At 64.9% G+C, this 20,581-nt stretch carries 18 protein-coding genes; 9 read left to right on the forward strand and 9 right to left on the reverse strand.

Annotated elements, in window-relative coordinates; translation table 11 throughout:
• Positions 1 to 98: 98 nt before the first annotated feature.
• From glcE to proC, 4 genes are all read left to right on the forward strand, one after another.
• On the forward strand, positions 99 to 1,187 hold the full coding sequence (glcE, locus tag QFZ94_RS27820; RefSeq protein ID WP_410848118.1) for a glycolate oxidase subunit GlcE: 1,089 nt from the start codon (positions 99 to 101) through the stop codon (positions 1,185 to 1,187).
• An 8-nt stretch (positions 1,188 to 1,195) separates the two neighbouring features.
• Positions 1,196 to 2,422 carry a glycolate oxidase subunit GlcF gene (glcF, locus tag QFZ94_RS27825; protein ID WP_368585442.1) on the forward strand — a complete coding sequence of 409 codons (1,227 nt, stop codon included), beginning with the start codon at positions 1,196 to 1,198 and terminating at the stop codon, positions 2,420 to 2,422.
• A gap of 36 nt (positions 2,423 to 2,458) precedes the next feature.
• The gene (locus QFZ94_RS27830; protein WP_429460865.1) at positions 2,459 to 3,181 is read left to right on the forward strand and encodes a YggS family pyridoxal phosphate-dependent enzyme; all 723 of its coding nucleotides are present in this window, start codon (positions 2,459 to 2,461) and stop codon (positions 3,179 to 3,181) included.
• A gap of 76 nt (positions 3,182 to 3,257) precedes the next feature.
• A complete protein-coding gene (gene proC / locus QFZ94_RS27835; RefSeq protein WP_429460867.1) occupies positions 3,258 to 4,073 on the forward strand; it encodes a pyrroline-5-carboxylate reductase in 816 nt (271 codons plus the stop codon).
• Between the two features lie 131 nt (positions 4,074 to 4,204).
• Here proC and ubiA read toward each other — a convergent pair whose 3' ends face one another.
• From ubiA to recG, 6 genes are all read right to left on the reverse strand, one after another.
• A complete protein-coding gene (ubiA, locus tag QFZ94_RS27840; protein WP_176109515.1) occupies positions 4,205 to 5,068 on the reverse strand; it encodes a 4-hydroxybenzoate octaprenyltransferase in 864 nt (287 codons plus the stop codon).
• Positions 5,069 to 5,302: 234 nt separating this feature from the next.
• Positions 5,303 to 5,800: a Dps family protein gene (locus QFZ94_RS27845; RefSeq protein WP_018431894.1), complete on the reverse strand. Its 498-nt coding sequence runs from the start codon at positions 5,798 to 5,800 to the stop codon at positions 5,303 to 5,305.
• A gap of 155 nt (positions 5,801 to 5,955) precedes the next feature.
• Positions 5,956 to 6,120 (reverse strand): hypothetical protein, encoded by a 165-nt coding sequence (locus tag QFZ94_RS27850; protein WP_410848122.1) that lies wholly within the window; start codon positions 6,118 to 6,120, stop codon positions 5,956 to 5,958.
• A 95-nt stretch (positions 6,121 to 6,215) separates the two neighbouring features.
• Positions 6,216 to 7,670: a catalase gene (locus tag QFZ94_RS27855; protein WP_429460870.1), complete on the reverse strand. Its 1,455-nt coding sequence runs from the start codon at positions 7,668 to 7,670 to the stop codon at positions 6,216 to 6,218.
• Between the two features lie 374 nt (positions 7,671 to 8,044).
• Positions 8,045 to 9,004: a LysR substrate-binding domain-containing protein gene (locus tag QFZ94_RS27860; protein WP_013088477.1), complete on the reverse strand. Its 960-nt coding sequence runs from the start codon at positions 9,002 to 9,004 to the stop codon at positions 8,045 to 8,047.
• Positions 9,005 to 9,108: 104 nt separating this feature from the next.
• Positions 9,109 to 11,406: an ATP-dependent DNA helicase RecG gene (gene recG / locus QFZ94_RS27865; protein WP_429460872.1), complete on the reverse strand. Its 2,298-nt coding sequence runs from the start codon at positions 11,404 to 11,406 to the stop codon at positions 9,109 to 9,111.
• A 190-nt stretch (positions 11,407 to 11,596) separates the two neighbouring features.
• On the opposite strand from recG, the gene queA reads away from it, so the two are divergent.
• From queA to secF, 5 genes are all read left to right on the forward strand, one after another.
• Positions 11,597 to 12,655 carry a tRNA preQ1(34) S-adenosylmethionine ribosyltransferase-isomerase QueA gene (gene queA / locus QFZ94_RS27870; RefSeq protein WP_429460874.1) on the forward strand — a complete coding sequence of 353 codons (1,059 nt, stop codon included), beginning with the start codon at positions 11,597 to 11,599 and terminating at the stop codon, positions 12,653 to 12,655.
• A gap of 114 nt (positions 12,656 to 12,769) precedes the next feature.
• On the forward strand, positions 12,770 to 13,960 hold the full coding sequence (gene tgt, locus QFZ94_RS27875) for a tRNA guanosine(34) transglycosylase Tgt (RefSeq protein ID WP_368587619.1): 1,191 nt from the start codon (positions 12,770 to 12,772) through the stop codon (positions 13,958 to 13,960).
• Between the two features lie 210 nt (positions 13,961 to 14,170).
• Positions 14,171 to 14,500 carry a preprotein translocase subunit YajC gene (yajC, locus tag QFZ94_RS27880; protein WP_176109522.1) on the forward strand — a complete coding sequence of 110 codons (330 nt, stop codon included), beginning with the start codon at positions 14,171 to 14,173 and terminating at the stop codon, positions 14,498 to 14,500.
• Positions 14,501 to 14,616: 116 nt separating this feature from the next.
• Positions 14,617 to 16,707, forward strand: a complete 2,091-nt coding sequence (secD, locus tag QFZ94_RS27885) for a protein translocase subunit SecD (protein WP_429460876.1) — start codon at positions 14,617 to 14,619, stop codon at positions 16,705 to 16,707.
• An 18-nt stretch (positions 16,708 to 16,725) separates the two neighbouring features.
• Complete coding sequence (gene secF, locus QFZ94_RS27890; protein WP_368587617.1) at positions 16,726 to 17,676, forward strand: protein translocase subunit SecF; 951 nt, start codon at positions 16,726 to 16,728, stop codon at positions 17,674 to 17,676.
• Between the two features lie 99 nt (positions 17,677 to 17,775).
• Here the strand turns inward: secF and QFZ94_RS27895 are convergent, their stop codons facing one another.
• The 3 genes from QFZ94_RS27895 to QFZ94_RS27905 form a co-directional block, all read right to left on the reverse strand.
• Positions 17,776 to 19,053, reverse strand: coding sequence for an MFS transporter (locus QFZ94_RS27895; RefSeq protein ID WP_429460879.1), 1,278 nt, complete (start codon positions 19,051 to 19,053; stop codon positions 17,776 to 17,778).
• Positions 19,054 to 19,330: 277 nt separating this feature from the next.
• Positions 19,331 to 19,900 carry a YceI family protein gene (locus QFZ94_RS27900; protein ID WP_368587615.1) on the reverse strand — a complete coding sequence of 190 codons (570 nt, stop codon included), beginning with the start codon at positions 19,898 to 19,900 and terminating at the stop codon, positions 19,331 to 19,333.
• A 111-nt stretch (positions 19,901 to 20,011) separates the two neighbouring features.
• Complete coding sequence (locus QFZ94_RS27905; protein ID WP_429460881.1) at positions 20,012 to 20,575, reverse strand: YceI family protein; 564 nt, start codon at positions 20,573 to 20,575, stop codon at positions 20,012 to 20,014.
• Positions 20,576 to 20,581: the final 6 nt, after the last annotated feature.

A 20,581-nucleotide genomic window follows, 5' to 3' on the forward strand; every position in this document is an offset into this window, starting at 1 on the left:
CTTCAGACCGATGCCGCACCCCGTCATGCGGGTGTGCTCCGGCTTGCCAGCGAGCCGCCGCCCGGTACAATCAAACGAAACACAACGAGCAGGACACCATGGAAGAGGACGACATCGTCGCCGTATGGTCCGAACGCGTGCGCTCGGCCAGCGCCGAGGGACGCGGGGTGCGCATCCGTGGCGGAGGCACCAAGGACTGGTATGGCCAGACGCTGGAAGGTGAGATCCTCGACACGCGCGCCTATCGCGGCATCATCGCGTACGATCCGGCCGAGCTCGTGATCACCGCGCGCGCGGGAACCCCGCTGCTGGAAATCGAAGCCGCGCTCGCCGAGCACGACCAGATGCTGGCGTTCGAGCCGCCGCACTTCGGACCGCAGGCCACCTTCGGCGGCTGCATCGCCGCGGGCATTTCGGGGCCGCGCCGGCCAGCCGTCGGCGCCGCGCGCGACTTCGTGCTCGGCGCCGTCGTGATGAACGGCCAGGGCCAGGTGCTGCATTTCGGCGGCCAGGTCGTCAAGAACGTCGCCGGTTACGACGTGTCGCGGCTGCTCGCGGGCTCGCTCGGCACGCTCGGGCTGATCCTCGAGCTGTCGGTCAAAGTGCTGCCGCGCGCGCAGGCCGAAGCCACGCTGAAGTTCGACATGAATGGCACCGACGCGGTACGCAAGCTCAACGAATGGGGCGGCCGGCCGCTGCCGATCACCGCGAGCGCATGGCGCAACGGCACGCTCGCGGTGCGCCTGGGCGGCGCGGAGGCCGCGGTCAAGGCCGCGCGCACCGGGCTCGGCGGCGAAGTCGTCGATGCGGTCGAAGCCGAGCGCTTCTGGGGCGGCCTGCGCGAACAGACCGACTCGTTCTTTGCGAGCATTCCGCCGAAGGCCGCGCTGTGGCGTCTCGCGTTGCCGTCGATCACCGAGCCGCTGCAACTGCCCGGCGCGCAACTGATGGAATGGGGCGGCGGCCAGCGCTGGTGGATCACCGACACCGACGCGCAAACCGTGCGCATCAGCGCGAAGCAGGCCGGCGGCCACGCAACCATTTTCCGCAGCGGCCACGGCTACGACCGCAGCGCCGGCGTATTCACACCGCTGCCCGCGCCGTTAATGAAAATCCATCGCGGCCTCAAACATGCATTCGACCCGGCCCGCATCTTCAACCGCGGCCGTCTCTACCCCGACTTCTGAGTGACGCGATGCAAACCAACCTCGCGGACTTCATTCGCAATACCCCCGATGGCAACGAAGCCGACGCCATCCTGCGCAAATGCGTGCATTGCGGTTTCTGCACGGCCACCTGCCCGACCTATCAACTGCTCGGCGACGAGCTCGACGGTCCGCGCGGGCGCATCTATCTGATCAAGCAGATGGTCGAAGGCGCGCCGGTCACGCGCAGCACCCAGGTTCACCTGGACCGCTGCCTCACCTGCCGCAACTGCGAAACGACCTGCCCGTCCGGCGTGCAATACGGGCGGCTCGTCGAGATCGGCCGCAAGCTTACCGAAGAGAAGGTCACGCGTCCGCTCAATCAGCGGCTGATGCGGCGGCTGCTCGCGAGCGTGCTGCCGAACAGCGCGATCTTCACGCCCGCGATGCGGCTGGGCCAGCACGTGCGCGGCCTGCTGCCGAAGAAGCTGCGCGACAAGGTGCCCGCGCGTCAACGCCCGCTCGAATGGCCGAGCGCGACACACGAACGCAAGGTGCTGATGCTCGCGGGCTGCGTGCAACCGTCGATGATGCCGAACGTCAACATCGCGACCGCGCGCGTGTTCGACGCGCTCGGTATCGAAACGCTGATCGCGCCCGAAGCCGGCTGCTGCGGCGCGATCCGCCTGCACCTCGGCTACAACGACGAAGCACTCGACGACGTGCGCGCGAACATCGACGCATGGTGGCCCTACGTCGAACAGGGCGTTGAAGCGATCGTGATGAACGCGTCGGGCTGCGGTGCGACGGTCAAGGAATACGCGCACCTGCTGCGCCTCGATCCAGAGTATGCGGAGAAGGCGCGCCGCATCGTCGAGTTGACGCGCGACGTCTCCGAAATCCTGCCCGAGTTCGAAGAGCAGCTCGTCGCGATCACGCGCCGCCGCTCGGTGCACACGGTCGCGTTCCATCCGCCCTGCACGCTGCAGCATGGCCAGCAGATCCACGGCAAGGTCGAGCAACTGCTCGGCGCGCTCGGCCTCGAAGTGCGCCTGCCCGCCGACAGCCATCTGTGCTGCGGCTCGGCCGGCACCTACTCGCTGCTGCAGCCGCGCCTGTCGTACGCGCTGCGCGACCAGAAGCTCGAGCGTTTGCAGGCGCAGGAACCGCAGGTGATCGTATCGGCGAACGTCGGTTGCATCGCGCATCTGCAAAGCGGCACGTCGACGCCGGTCGCGCACTGGATCGAATTGGTCGAGCACATGCTGTCCGTATAATCGGGGCATCGTCTTCGCTGAACACCGGTTCGCTCCATGTCCGATCTGCCTCACCGTTTCGCCGATCACTTCGCTCACAATCTCGCCGACGTGCACGAGCGCATCGCCTGGGCCGCGCAAGCGGCCGGCCGCGATGCGCAGTCCGTGATGCTGCTCGCGGTCTCGAAGACGTTTCCCGCCGATGCCGTGCGCGCCGCGCATGCGGCCGGTCAGCGCGCATTCGGCGAGAACTACGTGCAGGAAGCGCTCGACAAGATGCAGACGCTCGCCGATCTGCGCGCGTCGCTCGAATGGCATTTCATCGGGCCGCTGCAATCGAACAAGACGCGCCCCGTTGCCGAGCATTTCGACTGGGTGCATTCGGTCGATCGGCTGAAGATCGCGCAGCGTCTGTCGGAGCAGCGCCCCGACAACCTGCCGCCGCTCAACGTCTGCCTGCAGGTCAACGTCAGCGGCGAGGCGTCGAAGAGCGGCGTTGCGCCCGATGAGGCGGCCGCCATCGCGCACCAGATCGCCGCACTGCCGAAGCTGAACCTGCGCGGACTGATGTCGATTCCGGAACCGGCCGGCGATCTCGACGCGCAACGCGCGCCGCATCGCCAATTGCGCGAGTTGTTCGAGCGCTTGCGTAACGACGGGCTCGAGCTCGATACGCTGTCGATGGGCATGTCGGCCGATCTCGAAGCAGCCGTGCTCGAAGGCGCGACGATCGTGCGCGTCGGCACCGCGATCTTCGGCGCGCGCGACTATTCGCGCTGAGCTTTTCCATGGGCCTTGCGCGAACCTGGCTGCGCGAAGTCCTCACCGCATCTCATCTGAACCTATCCGGACCATCATGAAAATTGCGTTTATCGGCGGCGGCAACATGGCCGCGGCGTTGATCGGCGGCCTCATCAAGCGGGGCACCGCGCCCGCGGACCTGTACGCGATCGATCCGAACGAAGACGCGCGCAGGCGCAACGAGCAGCAATTCGGCATCCGCACCGGCGCGGCCGCCGACGGCACGCTCGCCGACTACGACGCGGTCGTGCTCGCGGTGAAGCCGCAGATCCTGAAGAGCGTCGCCGAGACGCTGGCGCCGCATCTGCGCGCGTCGCAACTGATCGTCAGCATCGTCGCGGGCATCCGCATCGGCGACATGTCGCGCTGGCTGAATGGCCACAGCCGCATCGTGCGCGTGATGCCGAATACGCCGGCGCTGATCGGCATGGGCGTGACGGGTCTCGTCGCCAGCGGCAGCGTCGACGAAGCGGGCCGCGCGCTCGCGTCGCAGGTGCTCGGCGCGGTCGGCGAAAACGTCTGGTTCGACGATGAAGCGAAGATCGACGCTGTGACCGCGATCTCGGGCAGCGGGCCGGCCTACGTGTTCTATTTCATCGAAGCGCTGCAGGAAGCCGCGCGCCAGCTCGGTATGGACGAAGCGCAGGGCCGCGCGCTTGCGGTCGCGACCTTCACGGGCGCCGCGCAACTCGCGGCCAATTCCGACGAGCCGCCGAGCGTGCTGCGCGAACGCGTGACCTCGAAAGGCGGCACGACCGCGGCAGCGCTCGCCTCGTTCGACGCGAGCGGCATCAAGGATGCGATCGTGCGCGGCGCGCTGGCCGCGGACGCGCGGGCGCGCGAGATGGGCGACGAGTTCGGCAAGCAGTAATGCGAATCGGCGTCGACAGCAAATAGCGGAAACAAAAACGCCGTAGCGCGTCTGCCCTTTTCCATTCAGGGCAGGCGCCTACGGCGTGCAGATGCAGCAGCGGCGTGAAGCCAGAAACTCGCTGGCGCGAATTAAAACGAAGTCACCGCGTAATGCGCGGCGATCCCCGCGAACAACGCGCCGCCGAGCCAGTTGTTGTGACGGAACGCGGCAAAGCACGGCATCCGCTCGCGATTGCGGATCAGCGTGTAGTGATAGATCGCGCAACCCACCGCGACCGCCCAGCCAAGCCAGTACAGCAGACCAAACCCGAGCGTCAGGCCGATGCCGACGTAAATCCCCAGCGTCACCGCATAACACAGCATGACCGCGGCCACGTCGAAGCGACCGAAGGTCAGCGCCGACGTGCGGATGCCGATCTTGATGTCGTCGTCGCGATCGACCATCGCGTATTCGGTGTCGTATGCAACGGCCCAGAAGATGTTCGCGACCAGCATCACCCATGCGAGCAGCGGCACGTGATCCAGCACCGCGGCGAACGCCATCGGAATGCCGAAGCCGAACGCGATGCCCAGATACGCCTGCGGAATCGCGAAGAAGCGCTTCATGAACGGATACGTGCCGGCGACGAACAGCGCGACCACCGACAACTCCTTGGTCAACGCATTGAGCGGCTGGATCAGCAGAAACGCGATCAGCGACAGCACGGTGGCCAGCACGACCGCTTCCCACGCATTGATCTTGCCCGACGTGATCGGCCGGTTTTCGGTGCGCTTCACGTGGCGATCGAAATCGCGGTCCGCGTAGTCGTTGATCGCGCAGCCGGCTGAGCGCATCAGCACCGTGCCGAGCGTGAAGATCACCAGCAATTGCCACGACGGATGACCGCCGGAAGCGATCCATAGCGCGTTGAGCGTCGGCCACAGCAGCAGCAGGCTGCCGATCGGCTTGTCCATGCGCACGAGGCGCAGATACAGGGGAAGTCGGGCGAACATGGGACGAATTCGGTGAAGTGCGAACACGGTGCGCCTATTTTACGGGAAGCGCACGGCGGCTCTGAATTCATCTGGCCGGGTATCGAAGTGGCTGGCGCTCGCACTCCTGCATCACGCGGCGGCGGCGCAAAAAACAAAGCCTCCCGTACAGGGAGGCTTGTGCGTTTCTATCACGGCGCGGCTGTTGCCCGCACCTGCATTCGAACGTGACTCGGCCGGCTTAGCCGCGCCAAATCACGCGAGCAGCGAGCGCAGCATCCACGCGGTCTTTTCGTGCGTCTGCATGCGTTGCGTGAGCAGGTCGGCGGTCGGCTCGTCGTTGGCGGCTTCCGTCGCCGGGAAGATCGCGCGCGCGGTGCGCACCACCGCTTCCTGGCCTTCGACCAGCTGGCGGATCATGTCTTCCGCGGCCGGCACGCCGTCCGCTTCAGGAATCGACGACAGCTTCGCGAAATCCTTGTAGGTGCCCGGCGCATGCACGCCCAATGCGCGGATACGTTCGGCGATCGAGTCGACTGCGAGCGCGAGTTCGTTGTACTGCGTTTCGAACATCAGATGCAGCGTGTTGAACATCGGACCCGTGACGTTCCAGTGGAAGTTGTGGGTCTTCAGGTACAGCGTGTAGGTATCGGCGAGCAAACGCGACAACCCTTCGGCGATCTTCTTGCGATCCTTGTCGCTGATCCCGATGTTGACGTGCTGTACGGCTGCTGCGGCTTCTTTCTTGGCCATGATGACTCCTTCGAAGAGTGATACGAACCGGTCGGCAGATGACGGTCTGCGGAAACACGAATAAAACCGTTCGACAGTGTAGCGTGAATTGCCGCAAGCTTCGCTCAAGGCGTGCTCGGGAGCCTTGCCGCGCCGCCATCCTGGCGGTACTGCGCTCAGCCGCGCAGCGCGTGTTGCAACGCCTGCGCGGCGATTACCGCAAAGCCGCTCGCGACGATCGCAACGCCCATCGCCTTGCGCAACATCAACACCTGCCGTTGCGCCTGCATGCTCGGCGTGGCGGTCGGACCGCCGATGCTTGCCATCATCATCTGAATCATGATCGTACTCCCGGTTCGTCTCGTGACGGCCGCAGCAACGCGCTGCGCCGTCGATTACTGTGCTACTGCGTTGCCATGGGCCGCGTACTGGACGCCTAGCGGTTTCTGCCTTCCTGCAACGCGGCGAGCGCCGCGATCACACCTTCCGCGTAAGCCGGATCGGCGCGGCGGAAATGCTCGATCTGGCGCGCGATGATCTCCCGCGGCACACCGTTGATATGTCGCGCGATATTGCCGAACAGACGCTGACGCTGCGCGTCGTCGAACAGCGCGAACAGCATGCGCGGCTGCGTGTAGTAGTCGTCGTCCTCGCGATGCTCGTAACGCGCGACCGCGCCCGCCGCGAGCGGTGGCTCCGATGCGTTCGCGTCCTGCGCGAAGTCGCCGAAGCGATTCGGCTCGTAATTCACGTTGCCGCCGAGATTGCCGTCGGTGCGCATCGCGCCGTCGCGATGGAACGAATGCGGGTTCGGCACGCGCGGCGCATTCACCGGAATCTGGTGATGATTGATGCCGAGCCGGTAACGCTGCGTATCGCCGTACGAGAACAGACGCCCCTGCAACAGACGGTCAGGCGAAAAGCCGATGCCCGGCACCACGTTCGCCGGCGTGAACGCCGCCTGCTCGACGTCCGCGAAATAGTTCGCCGCGTTGCGGTTCAACTCGATCGTGCCGACGTCGATCAAAGGATAGTCCTTCTGCGACCACACCTTCGTGATGTCGAACGGGTTGAAGCGGTAGTTCGCCGCATCCGCTTCGGGCATCACCTGAATCGCGAAGCGCCACTTCGGGAAGTTGCCCGCGTCGATGCTGTTCACCAGATCGCGCTGCGCGCTTTCGCGGTCATTGGCGACCACCTGCGCGGCTTCGGCGTCGGTGAAGTTCTCGATGCCCTGCTGCGACTTGAAGTGGAACTTGACCCAGAAACGCTCATTGTTCGCGTTGATGAACGAGTACGTGTGCGAGCCGAAGCCGTGCATCTGCCGGTAGTTCTTCGGAATCCCTCGATCGCTCATCAGAATCGTCACCTGATGCAGCGACTCCGGATGACGCGACCAGAAATCCCACGCGGCGACGTTGCTGCGCAGGTTCGTGTACGGATCACGCTTCTGCGTATGAATGAAGTCCGGAAACTTCAGCGGATCGCGGATGAAGAACACCGGCGTGTTGTTGCCGACCACGTCCCAGTTGCCTTCCTCGGTGTAGAACTTGATCGAGAAGCCGCGCACGTCGCGCTCGGCGTCGGCCGCGCCACGCTCGCCGGCCACCGTCGAAAAGCGCATGAAAAGCTGCGTTTCCTTGCCGACCTGCGCGAATACCTTCGCCTTCGTGTAGCGCGAGATGTCGTGCGTGACCGTCAGTGTGCCGAACGCGCCCGAACCCTTCGCGTGAACGCGACGCTCGGGAATCACTTCGCGATCGAAGTGCGCGAGCTTTTCGAGCAGCCAGACATCTTGAAGCACGACCGGGCCGCGCGGGCCGGCGGTCATCGAGTTCTGGTTATCGGCGACGGGCGCGCCGGCGGCATTGGTGAGCTTACGTTCGGACATTGGCACTCCTGCGTGGTTTTATTGGATCAGAGGAAATCGCGCGGCATCCGTGCGGGACGGACGCCGTCATGGGTAGGCACGTCAGGCGGCCAGCACCCGGTCGACCAGCAACGACATCGCGACCGTGCGGATACTCGGCGCGACGGCCGTGATGATCGGTTGGGCGGGAAAAGCGTGGATGGGCTGAGAAACCGCTTGCATGATGTTTTCCTCCTGAGCCTTATCGAATAAGGGGATCGGGCGATCCATGGAGGAAACTATAGCAATAACTATCGAATATTCGTATTTGATTAATTTAATCTATTCGATAGAGCTCGCGCCCTTTTTCGCGGCAGGCCGCGCCGTTGTGCGGCGCGGCTGCGCGGGATGGCACGTCAGTTGACGGCAGCGGGCAGATCGAGTTTTTTGACGCCCGGCAGTTCGCACGCGGCGATTGCCTCGCAGATCGCATCGATCGCGGGCATCCGCGTGAAGCTCTTGCGCCATGCCAGCACGACGCGGCGATCGGGTACCGGCTCGTCGAACGCGACATAGCTGAGCAGGCCCGCGTCGATACCGCCCGCATGCGGCTTGACCTCGTGCACCGACATGCGCGGCAGCACGGTAATGCCGACGCCGCTCGCGACCATATGACGAATCGTCTCGAGCGACGAGCCCTCGAAGGTCTTCTGGATACCGTCCGCATTCTGCGAAAAGCGCATCAGCTCGGGGCACACGCCTAGCACATGATCGCGGAAGCAGTGGCCGCTGCCGAGCAGCAGCATGGTTTCCTGCTTCAGATCATCGGGGTCGATCTTCGAGCGGCCTTCCCACGCGTGACCGGACGGCAATGCGACGACGAACGGCTCGTCGTACAGCGGACGCAGCATCAAACCGGTTTCGGGAAACGGCAACGCCATGATCGCGACGTCGATTTCGCCCTGCTTGAGCAGTTCGATCAGCTTCAGCGTGTAATTTTCCTGCAGCATCAGCGGCATCTGCGGCACGCGCTGGATCATCTGCTTGACGAGCGTGGGCAGCAGGTAGGGTCCGATCGTGTAGATCACGCCGAGGCGCAGCGGACCGACCAGCGGGTCCTTGCCCTGCTTGGCGATTTCCTTGATCGCGAGCGTCTGCTCCAGCACGCGTTGCGCCTGCGTGACGATCTGTTCGCCGATCGGCGTGACGCTGACCTCGCTGGTGCCGCGCTCGAAAATCTGCACGTTCAGCTCGTCTTCGAGCTTCTTGATGGCGACGGACAGCGTGGGCTGGCTGACGAAACACGCTTCGGCGGCCCGGCCGAAGTGCCGCTCGCGCGCAACCGCCACGATGTATTTCAATTCGGTGAGCGTCATTCGGGGATCAATCAGTGCGATAGATTCGATAGGTTCTAGTTATACACCTATAGGGTCGGTTCGCCAACCTTTTAGCCGTTCCGTTCGTGGCGGAGGGCTCGCACTCAGGCTTTCAGAAATTGCTCGCGCGCGCCGAGCCAGCGCGCCAGATGCTGGATGACCACGTCCGGATACTGGTCCAGCAGTATCGCGGCGGCTTCGCGCGCGGGCTCGATCAGGTGCTGATCGTTTTGCAGGTCGGCGAAACGCAGCATCGCCGCGCCCGACTGCCGCGCGCCGAGGAACTCGCCGGGCCCGCGGATTTCGAGGTCGCGGCGGGCGATCTCGAAGCCGTCGGTGGTTTCGCGCATCGTTTGCAGGCGCGCGCGCGCGGTCATCGACAGCGGTCCGGTGTACAGCAGCACGCAGACCGACGCGGCGCTGCCGCGCCCCACCCGCCCGCGCAACTGGTGCAGCTGCGCGAGACCGAAGCGCTCCGCGTGCTCGATCACCATCAGCGACGCGTTCGGCACGTCGACGCCCACCTCGATCACCGTGGTCGCCACCAGCAGCTGGATCTCGTTGCGCGAGAACGCGTCCATCACCGTGGCCTTTTCGGCGGGCGCGAGGCGCCCGTGCACGAGCCCGACTTTGAGCTCGGGCAGCGCGGCCACGAGCGTCTCGTAGGTCTCGACCGCGGTTTGCAGCTGCAACGTCTCGCTTTCCTCGATCAGGGGACACACCCAATACACCTGGCGCCCCGTCAGCGCCGCCTCGCGCACGCGGCCGATCACCTCTTCGCGGCGCGCGTCGGACACGAGCTTCGTGAGAATCGGCGTGCGGCCCGGCGGCAGTTCGTCGATCGTGGAGACGTCGAGGTCTGCGTAGTAGGTCATCGCGAGCGTGCGCGGAATCGGCGTCGCGGACATCATCAGCTGATGCGGCTGGAAGTCGGACGCGCCGTCGGCGGCGCCCTGAGCCTTCGCGCGCAGCGCGAGCCGTTGCGCGACGCCGAAACGATGCTGTTCGTCGACGATCACGAGCCCGAGGCGCGCGAACTCGACCGCGTCCTGAATGATCGCGTGCGTGCCGATCACCAGCTGCGCGGTGCCGAGCGCGGCCGCTTCGATCGCGGCGCGCTTCTCCTTCGTCTTCAGACTGCCCGCGAGCCACGCGACGTTCACGCCGAGCGGCTCGAGCCAGCCGCGCAACTTGCGCGCGTGCTGCTCGGCGAGGATTTCGGTCGGCGCCATCAGCGCGGCCTGGTAGCCGGCGTCGATCGCCTGCGCGGCCGCGAGCGCCGCGACGATCGTCTTGCCGCTGCCGACGTCGCCCTGCAACAGCCGCTGCATCGGATGCGGCTGTGTCAGATCGAGCGCGATCTCGCCGCCGACGCGCTGCTGCGCGGCCGTCAGCGAAAACGGCAGCGCCTTCAACAGACGCGCGACCAGCGCCGAGTCGTCACCGAGCTTGCGGCGCGGCATCGCCGGCGCGGCGCGGTTGCGCCGCTCGTCGTGCGCGCGCTTCAGCGACATCTGCTGCGCGAGCAGCTCCTCGAACTTGATGCGCACCCAGGCCGGATGCGTGCCGTCGATCAACGCTGTTTCGTCAGACTGCACGCCCGGATGATGGAGCGTGCGCACCGCGTCCATCAGCGCCGGCACGCCGAGCGGTTCGAGAAACGCGCGTGCGACCGGCGCGGGCAGCAGCTCCGGCAGCGACGTGCGCGCGAGCGCGTTGTCGATCGCCTTGCGCAGGTACGCCTGCGACACGCCTGCGGTGCTCGGATAGACCGGTGTCAGCGCCTGCGGCAGCGGCGTGTCTTCATCGACGACGCGCACGGCCGGATGCACCATCTCCATGCCGAAAAAGCCGCCGCGCACGTCGCCGCGCACGCGCAGGCGCGCGCCGACCGCCATCTGCTTGACCTGCGAGCCGTAGAAATTCAGAAAACGGAGCACCAGTTCGTCGCCGTCGGCGTCGCGCAGCTTCACGAGCAGCTGCCTGCGTGGGCGATAGGCGATCTCGTTGTCGAACACCACGCCTTCGGTTTGCGCGATACCGCCGGGCAGCAGATGACCGATCGGCGTCAGCGAGGTTTCGTCTTCGTAGCGCATCGGCAGATGCAGCACGAGGTCGATGTCGCGTGTGAGGCCGAGTTTGGCGAGCTTGTCGGCGGTTTTGACGGGGGCTTTGGCTGCGGGTTTGGCGGCGGCCTTCGCCGCGGCTTTGGTTTTGGCGGCGGGTTTGTCGTCGCTCGCGGGGTCGCCGTCGCGCCCGGCATCCTGGCCCGCGGCGATCATGCCGCCTTGCGCGCCGCCTTCTGCGTCTCGGTCGCCCGCCTCCGCTCGCGCACCACGGCGCCGCGGTTCGGCGCCCGCTTCGAGGGTGGCAACGGACGATCGGCGGTCGGACAAAGGCATGAGCTGCTTCGCAAGTACAATATCGGCTGCTGTCGAAAAAAAACGTGCCGCTCTGCGCGCATCCAGCGTGGGCAAGATGCGGCTCAACGCGCACGCGGGCCGCTTCGGCGTCCCGCCATCATAGCCGCCCGGCTCCGGCTTCGGCTCAATTCAGTCCCAAATCAGTACCAATCCGCTTCCAGTCGTTCGCATGTTTACGCTTTCCGATTTCGATTTCGATCTGCCGCCCGAGCTGATCGCGCAAGTCGCGCTGCCCGAGCGCAGCGCAAGCCGTCTGCTCGACGTGGACGCCGCGGGCGCCGCCGACGGCGCCGCGCGCCTGATCGACCGCCGCTTTACCGACTTGCCGGAGTGCCTCGCGCCGGGCGATCTGCTGGTCTTCAATGACACCAAAGTGCTGAAGGCGCGCTTCTTCGGCCAGAAAGCGAGCGGCGGCAAGGTCGAAGTGCTGGTCGAGCGGCTGACCGGCGAGCGCAGCGTGCTTGCGCAGATCCGCGCGAGCAAGAGCCCGCAGGCGGGCACGACGATCCGTCTCGCGGATGCGTTCGACGTCACCGTCGGCGAGCGCGTCGACCAGTTCTACACGCTGCACTTCCCCGACGACTGCCTGACGCTGATCGAGCAATACGGCCGTCTGCCGCTGCCGCCGTACATCGAGCACGATCCCGACGCGACCGACGAAACCCGCTATCAGACCGTGTACGCGCAGAACCCGGGCGCGGTCGCCGCGCCGACCGCCGGCCTGCACTTCGACGACGCGCTGCTCGCGAGGCTCGACGCCCTCGGCATCGAACGCGCGACGCTGACGCTGCACGTTGGCGCGGGCACGTTCCAGCCGGTGCGGGTCGAGAACATCGCCGAGCACAAGATGCACAGCGAGTGGTATCACCTGCCGCAAGCGCTGGCGGACAAGATTGCTGCGACCAAAGCGCGCGGCAACCGCGTGATCGCGGTCGGCACGACCTCGATGCGCGCGCTCGAAGCCGCCGCGCGCGACGCCGAAGCGGCCGGCCATCCGCTCGCCGCGGCGAGCGCCGAAACCGACATCTTCATCACGCCGGGCTACCGCTTCCGCGTGGTCGACCGGCTGGTCACGAACTTCCATTTGCCGAAGTCGACGCTGCTGATGCTGGTGTCGGCGTTCGCCGGTGTCGAGACGGTTCGCGCCGCGTATCGTCACGCGATCGACGAGCGTTATCGCTTTTTCAGCTACGGTGACGCGATGCTGCTGACGCGGCGAGATGCCTAAGCCGGTTCGAGCACTGCATCAGCGTATTGGCTGTTTTCCCAACCGCCGCGATCCCTCGTGGCGGTTTTCATTGATTGCGCCGGACTGTTTTCCGGTAGCACAGGAGTAATCCCCATGACCCTTGGTCATCTCTCGCAGCATCCTGCCCACGAGCGCCCGGAGAATGGCCTCAAATTCGAACTGCTCGGCACCGACGGCCTCGCGCGCCGCGGCCGCGTCACGCTCAATCACGGCGTGGTGGAGACGCCGATCTTCATGCCGGTCGGCACCTATGGCACCGTGAAGGCGGTCCAGCCGCGCGAGCTCGACGAAATGCACGCGCAGATCATCCTCGGCAATACGTTTCACCTGTGGCTGCGGCCCGGCCTCGAAACGATCGAAGCGCACGGCGGCCTGCACGGCTTCATGGGCTGGAAGAAGCCGATCCTGACCGACTCGGGCGGTTTCCAGGTGTTCTCGCTTGGCGATCTGCGCAAGATCACCGAGGACGGCGTCACGTTCGCGTCGCCGATCAACGGCGACCGGCTGTTCCTGTCGCCGGAAGTGTCGATGCAGATCCAGAAGGTGCTGAACTCCGACATCGTGATGCAGTTCGACGAATGCACGCCGTACGCGACCAACAACATCCCGACCTCGCACAAGGACGCGGCCGAATCGATGCGCATGTCGATGCGCTGGGCCCAGCGCTCGATCGACGAATTCCAGCGCCTCGGCAATCCGAATGCCCTCTTCGGCATCGTGCAGGGCGGCATGTTCGAGGACTTGCGCGACGAGTCGCTCGCCGGCCTCGCCGAGAAGAACTTCCACGGCCTCGCGATCGGCGGTCTGTCGGTCGGCGAGCCGAAGGAAGACATGATGCGGATCCTGAACCACATCGGCCCGAAGCTGCCGGCCAACAAGCCGCACTACCTGATGGGCGTCGGCACGCCGGAAGACCTGGTGGCCGGCGTCGCGGCCGGCGTCGACATGTTCGACTGCGTGATGCCGACGCGCAACGCGCGCAACGGCTGGCTGTTCACGCGCTTCGGCGACATCAAGATCCGCAACGCGACGCACAAGAACTCGCTGCGCCCGCTCGACGAGCAATGCGGCTGCTACACCTGCCGCAACTTCACGCGCGGCTATCTGCACCACCTGCATCGCGTCGGCGAAATCCTCGGCGCGCAGCTGAACACGATCCACAACCTGCACTACTACCTCGAACTGATGCAGGAAATGCGCGATGCGATCGAGGCGAAGCTGTTCGACGCGTTCCGCAAGCGCTTTCACGAAGATCGGTCGCGCGGCGTCGAACCGTCGTCCTGACGGCCCGGTACGCGAATGCCGCTGAAGACTGCCCATGCCGCACGCGGACAACTTACAATTTGCTTTCGCTGGCCGCTGGATTTGCCCCGCATCGGACCTTTAAACGGTTGATCGCAAAGCCGATTCGCCGTGCCGGCGTGCGTGTGGCCGGTGGTAGAATAATCGGCTGATTTTTTGTTCGTTTGTTTGACCAATAACGGAGAGACCAACGTGTCGTTCATTTCCAATGCCTTCGCCCAAGGCGCTGCAGCAGGTGGTGTCGAATCGAACCTGATGAGCTTCCTGCCGCTGATCCTGATGTTCGGCGTGCTGTACTTCATCATGATTCGCCCGCAAATGAAGCGTCAGAAGGAACATCGCAACATGCTCGCAGCGATGGCCAAGGGCGATGAAGTCGTGACGAACGGCGGTATCGTCGGCAAGGTGACGAAGGTGGGCGAAGCCTACGTCGGCATCGAAATCTCGGAAGGCACGGAAATTACCGTGCAGAAGGCGTCGGTCACGACAATTCTCCCGAAGGGCACGATCAAGTCGCTGTAAGGCCTGCACTCCTCGCGTCCGGCGCGGCCTCGCCGGCGGTTCAGGCACTTCGCTGAACGGCCCGCGCTAATCGCCGGACGCATCGCATCCAAGCCAACCTTCCCGTTGGACCACTCATGAATCGCTACCCCCTCTGGAAATACGCCGTGATGCTGGTGGCTCTGGTCATCGGCCTCGTGTACACGCTGCCCAATCTGTACGGCGAAGCGCCGGCGGTGCAGGTGTCGAGCGGCAAGGCCACGGTCAGGCTCGACGCCACCACGCTGGCGTCGGTCGAAGCCGCGCTCGCGGGCAATCAGATCAAGCCGACCGCGGTCACGTTCGACAACTCGCAGAACAACGCGAACATCCGCGTGCGCCTGACGGACACGGACACGCAGCTGCGCGTGAAAGACCTGCTGCAAAAGACGCTCAATAGCGATCCGAACGATCCGCAATACATCGTCGCACTGAACCTGCAAAGCGCGTCGCCCACCTGGATGACCGCGCTGCGCGCACTGCCGATGTACCTCGGTCTGGACCTGCGCGGCGGCGTGCACTTCCTGCTGCAGGTCGACATGGCCGGCGCACTGAACAAGAAGCTCGATTCGGACGCCTCGGACGTGCGCACGCTGCTGCGCGACAACAACGTCCGCGACGGCGGCGTGAATCGCGTGAACCAGTCGGTGGTGGTGAATCTGGCCGATCAGGCCACGGCGGACGCGGCCCTCAAGCTGCTGGGCCGCGGCGTCAGCGAACTCCAATGGACCTCGCAGCCGAACACCGGCGCGGACGGCGGCGTGCAGCTGGTCGGCACTTTCACGCCGGCCGTGCAGCGCGCGGTGCAGGACGCCGCGCTCAAGCAGAACATCACGACGCTGCATAACCGCGTGAACGAACTCGGCGTGGCCGAGCCGGTGATCCAGCAACAGGGCGCGGACCGCATCGTGGTCGAGCTGCCGGGCGTGCAGGACACCGCGAAGGCGAAGGACATCATCGGCCGCACGGCGACGCTCGAAGCGCGCCTCGCCGACCCGGTCAACACGCATCCGAACCCGAACGACCCGGTGCCGCCGGGCGACGAACTCTTCACGCAAGGCAACCAGGCGCCGGTGCTGCTGCGCAAGCAGGTGATCTTCACCGGCGACCGCATCATCGACGCATCGGCGGGCTTCGACGAACATCAGCGTCCGTCGGTCAACATCCGTCTCGACTCGGCCGGCGGCCGCGCGGTGCGCGCGGTGTCGCGCGACAACATCGGCAAGCCGATGGCGATGGTGCTGTTCGAGCGCGGCAAGGGCGAAGTGCTGACGGTCGCGACCATCCAGTCGGAACTGGGCGACCGCTTCCAGATCACCGGCCAGCCGACCCCGCAAGCGGCCGCCGACCTCGCGCTGCTGCTGCGCGCCGGTTCGCTCGCCGCGCCGATGGAAATCATCGAGGAACGCACGATCGGCCCGAGCCTCGGCGCCGACAACATCAAGAAGGGCTTCCACTCGGTCGTATGGGGCTTCGCGGCGATCGCCGTGTTCATGATTGCGTACTACATGCTGTTCGGCGTGATCTCGATGATCGGCCTGTCCGTGAACCTGCTGCTGCTGGTCGCGGTGCTGTCGATGCTGCAGGCCACGCTCACGCTGCCGGGTATCGCCGCTATCGCGCTGGCGCTCGGTATGGCGATCGACGCGAACGTGCTGATCAACGAGCGCGTACGCGAAGAGCTGCGCAACGGCGCGCCGCCGCAACTGGCCATCCAGAACGGCTACGCGCACGCATGGGCGACGATTCTCGACTCGAACGTGACCACGCTGATCGCCGGCCTCGCTCTGCTCGCGTTCGGCTCGGGTCCGGTGCGCGGTTTCGCGATCGTCCACTGTATCGGCATTCTGACGTCGATGTTCTCGGCGGTGTTCTTCTCGCGCGGCCTCGTCAACTTCTGGTACGGCGGCAAGAAGAAGCTGAAGTCGCTGTCGATCGGCCAGGTTTGGCGTCCGCAAGCGGCAGCCGCCGGCTCCGCTGCTTATGCCGGCGGCCTCGGCAGCAGCGACGCCGCGACCGACACCGCGCAGGCCATCGCTACGGCGAAGGCGAGCGCGAAGGCAAGCTCGAAGGCACCGGCTGCAGCCGGCGCGCAGGGTCGCACGAAGCCGACCGTGCGCCGCCGCAATGCGCCGGGCACGCCGACGTCGAATAGCTCGACGCCGCAGAAACCGGGTTCATCCCGCTGAGTCCCGGAGAACAAGACCATGGAATTTTTCCGTTTCCGCAAAGACATTCCGTTCATGCAGCGCGCGTTGATTTTCAACGCGGTCTCGCTGATCACTTTTCTCGCTGCCGTGTTCTTCCTCGTGCATCGCGGGCTGCATCTGTCGGTGGAATTCACCGGCGGTACGGTGATCGAGGTTCAGTATCCGGGCGCGGTGCCGCTCGACCCGGTGCGTGCCACGCTCGGCAAGCTCGGCTATGCCGACGCGCAGGTGCAGAACTTCGGCACCGCGCGCGACGTGCTGATCCGTCTGCCGCTGAAGCCGGGCCTCACGTCCGCACAGCAGAGCGAGCAGGTGATGAGCGCGCTGAAGGCCGATACGCCCGAGGTGCAGTTGCAGCGCGTCGAGTTCGTCGGTCCCCAGGTCGGCAAGGAACTCGCCACCGACGGTCTGCTCGCGCTCGCGTGTGTGGTGATCGGTATCGTCATCTATCTGTCGTTCCGCTTCGAATGGAAGTACGCGGTCGCCGGCGTGATCGCGAACTTGCACGACGTCGTGATCATTCTCGGCTTCTTCGCGTTCTTCCAGTGGGAGTTCTCGCTGTCGGTGCTGGCCGCGGTTCTCGCGGTGCTCGGCTATTCGGTCAACGAGTCGGTGGTCATCTTCGACCGGATTCGCGAAACCTTCCGCCGCGAACGCAAGATGAGCGTGATGGAAGTGATCAACCACGCAATCACCAGCACGATGTCGCGTACCATCATCACGCACGGCTGTACGCAGATGATGGTGCTGTCGATGTTCCTGTTCGGCGGGCCGACGCTGCACTACTTCGCGCTCGCGCTGACGGTCGGTATTCTGTTCGGTATCTACTCGTCGGTGTTCGTCGCCGCGGCGCTCGCGATGTGGTTCGGCGTCAAGCGCGAAGACCTGATCAAGGAAAAGAAAGAAAGCCACAATCCGGAGGATCCGAACGCGGGCGCGCAGGTTTGATGCGTGCGTAGTCGCTGAGGATTGCGCGAATAAAAAAGGCCGGTTCTGTCGAACCGGCCTTTTGCGTTTACGCCGTGCGCGGCCGCTACCGACTCGAACCTAGCGGAACCCCAGCTTGCGTCGCGCGCCAATCAGCGCCGCGATGCTCAGCAGCGCGGCGAACATCATGTAGTAGCTCGGCGCTGCCTTCGATCCGGTCACGCTGATCAACCACGCGATGATGAACGGCCCGAAGCCGCCGAAAATCGTCACCGCGATGTTATACGCGAGCGACATGCCGGTCGTGCGCGTCTGCACCGGGAAGATCTCCGACAGCAGGCCCGGCGTCGCGCCGAAGTAGCCGCTGACGAGAAGGCCGAACACGATCTGCCACACGATCAGCGTGCCGAAGCTCGGATGCGCGATCAGGAACGCGAACGCCGGATAGACGAGCACGAACAGCAGCACGGCCGCGCCCAGCATGATGCGCGTGCGTCCATGCAGATCCGACCAATGCCCGGCCACCGGCGAGAACACCATCTGGATCAGACCCGTCACCGCGATCGCCGCGAACGCGACCGACGGCGCGAGCCCCAGTTGCCGCACGCCATAAGTCGGCATGAACAGCATCAGATAGGAGGACACCGTTCCGAGGATCACCACGCCCATGGCGATCACCAGTCGCAGTTTCTGCGTTGCGAACGTGTCGCGCAGCGGCGTCTGCGTCGTTTCGGCGGCGAGGAATTCGGGCGTCTCGTCGAGCCTCGCGCGGATGTAGAACGCGACCGGTCCGATCAGCAGACCGAAAAAGAACGGCACGCGCCAGCCCCACGACGTCATCTGCTCGGGCGACAACCCGCCGGTCAGCAACGCGCCGAAACCGGCCGCGAGCAGCGTCGTCAGGCCCTGGCTCGCCATCTGCCAACTCGCGTAGAAGCCGCGCCGTCCCGGCACGTGCTCGGCGAGAAACGCGGTTGCGCTGCCGAACTCGCCGCCGGCCGAGAAACCTTGCATCAGCCGCGCGAGCACGAGGATCAGCGGCGCGGCGAGACCGATGCTCTGATAGGTCGGCAGAATCGCGATGATCAGCGTGCCGCTCATCATCAGCAGAATCGAAAGCGTAAGCGCCGCCTTGCGCCCGGCGCGGTCCGAGTACGCGCCGATCACGATTGCGCCGAGCGGCCGCATGAAAAACGACACGCCGAAGGTGCCGAGCGTCAGCAGCAGCGACACGGTGTCGTTGCCGGCCGGAAAAAACAGTTTGGAGATGGTCACGGCGAAAAAGCCGTAGACCACGAGGTCGAACCATTCGAGCGCGTTGCCGATCGAGGCGGCCGCCACCGCGCGCCACGAATTCTGCCGGCTTCCCGCGACGCTTGCTGCTGTCGTTGCATTCATCCAGATCTCCTGTGCTGCGCGAAATATTTATTCGAAACAACGCGTGACGTCCGCGTTGGCCATCCCGGCAACGCGCACCCCCGGCATGACTCGTGCGCTCTATTTAACTGAAAAAATAAAAGTGAAGCGAGCGACAAATGCCCGATGCGGGTCAATGCGCGCCATGCATGGCCGTGTGGTTCGCTACCGGCGATAAAAAACCGCTTCGTCGGAGAACGACCGAAGCGGTTTTCGTGTTGCGATGCAGCGCGAATCGAATCGCGACAGCGGCTCGCGCTTACTGCTGCTTGATGCCTTCCGACTGGATATGCAAGCGCGTCTGCATGCTGAAGCCGTACTTCGCGCCGAAGTCCATGCCGTAATCGGCGCGATTGAATTCGGTGCTCGCCTCGACGCCGCACACTTCGCGTTTGAGCACCGGATGCTGCATGCACTTGAATGAATCGACCTTCAGATTCACCGGCTTCGTGATGCCGCGAATCGTCAGATTGCCGATCACCTCGACCGGCTTGTCGCCGTCGAACTTGATCTCGGTGCCCTTGTAGGTCACGGTCGGATACTTCGCGACGTCGAAGAACTCGCCAGATTTCAGATGATCGTCGAGCTTGGGGTTGCCGGTCTGCACCGAAGCGGGATCGACGCTGACCTCGAGAGTGCCGGTCTTCGCCGCGCGATCGAGCGTGACCGTGCCCGTAGTCTTCGTGAATTTGCCGCGCCAGATCGACAGACCGCCGAAGTGGTCGGCCTCGAAGCTCGGAAACGTATGCATCGGATCAAGCATATAGGTATCGGCGGCGAAGGCGCCGAGCGACAGCGACGAAGCCAGCGCGCCAACAGCGATCAACATGGACGTTTTCAATTCGTGCTCCTGTTTTGCGTTGAAAATCGCGGTGCAACCTGCGGTGGGAAAACGGCCGCGCCCCACGTGGCGCGGCGCACATCGCGAACGCCGCGCGCGTTACTTGTGCGCGGCGACGATATGAAACCTGATCACGACCTCGTCGGCGACGACCGACGTGTCCTTCCATTCGCCGGTGCCGACGTCGAACTGCGAACGCTTGATCGGCAGCGCGCCGTCGAAGGTCTGCGTCGCGCCCTGCTGGCTCACCGTGACCGGCACGACGACCGTCTCAGACTTGCCCTTGATGGTCAGCTTGCCGGTCACCTTGAACTGATTGCCGCCGGCCGGCGCGATCGCGCTCGACACGAACGTCGCGCGCGGAAAAGTCTTCGCGTCGAACCATTCCTTGCCGCGCACCTGCTCGTTGTAGCTCTCGTCGCCGAGATCGTAACTGGCGACGTCGATATCGATCTGCGCGCTGCCGGCCGTCGGCTTGGCCGGATCGAAGCTGACCTGCGCGGTGAACTTGTTGAACTTGCCTTCGACCGGCACGTTCATCTGCTTCGAGGTGGCCGTTACCGAGCTCTTCGCGACGTCGACCTGCGCGAGCGCCGCGCCCGCGGCGCTCAGCGACGCCGCCGCGAATGCGGCGAGCATGTAGCGATAAAACGAAACCTTCATGGTTGT

Origin of the sequence: Paraburkholderia sp. JPY465 (genome assembly GCF_050436725.1) — a bacterium.
GTDB lineage: Bacteria > Pseudomonadota > Gammaproteobacteria > Burkholderiales > Burkholderiaceae > Paraburkholderia > Paraburkholderia youngii.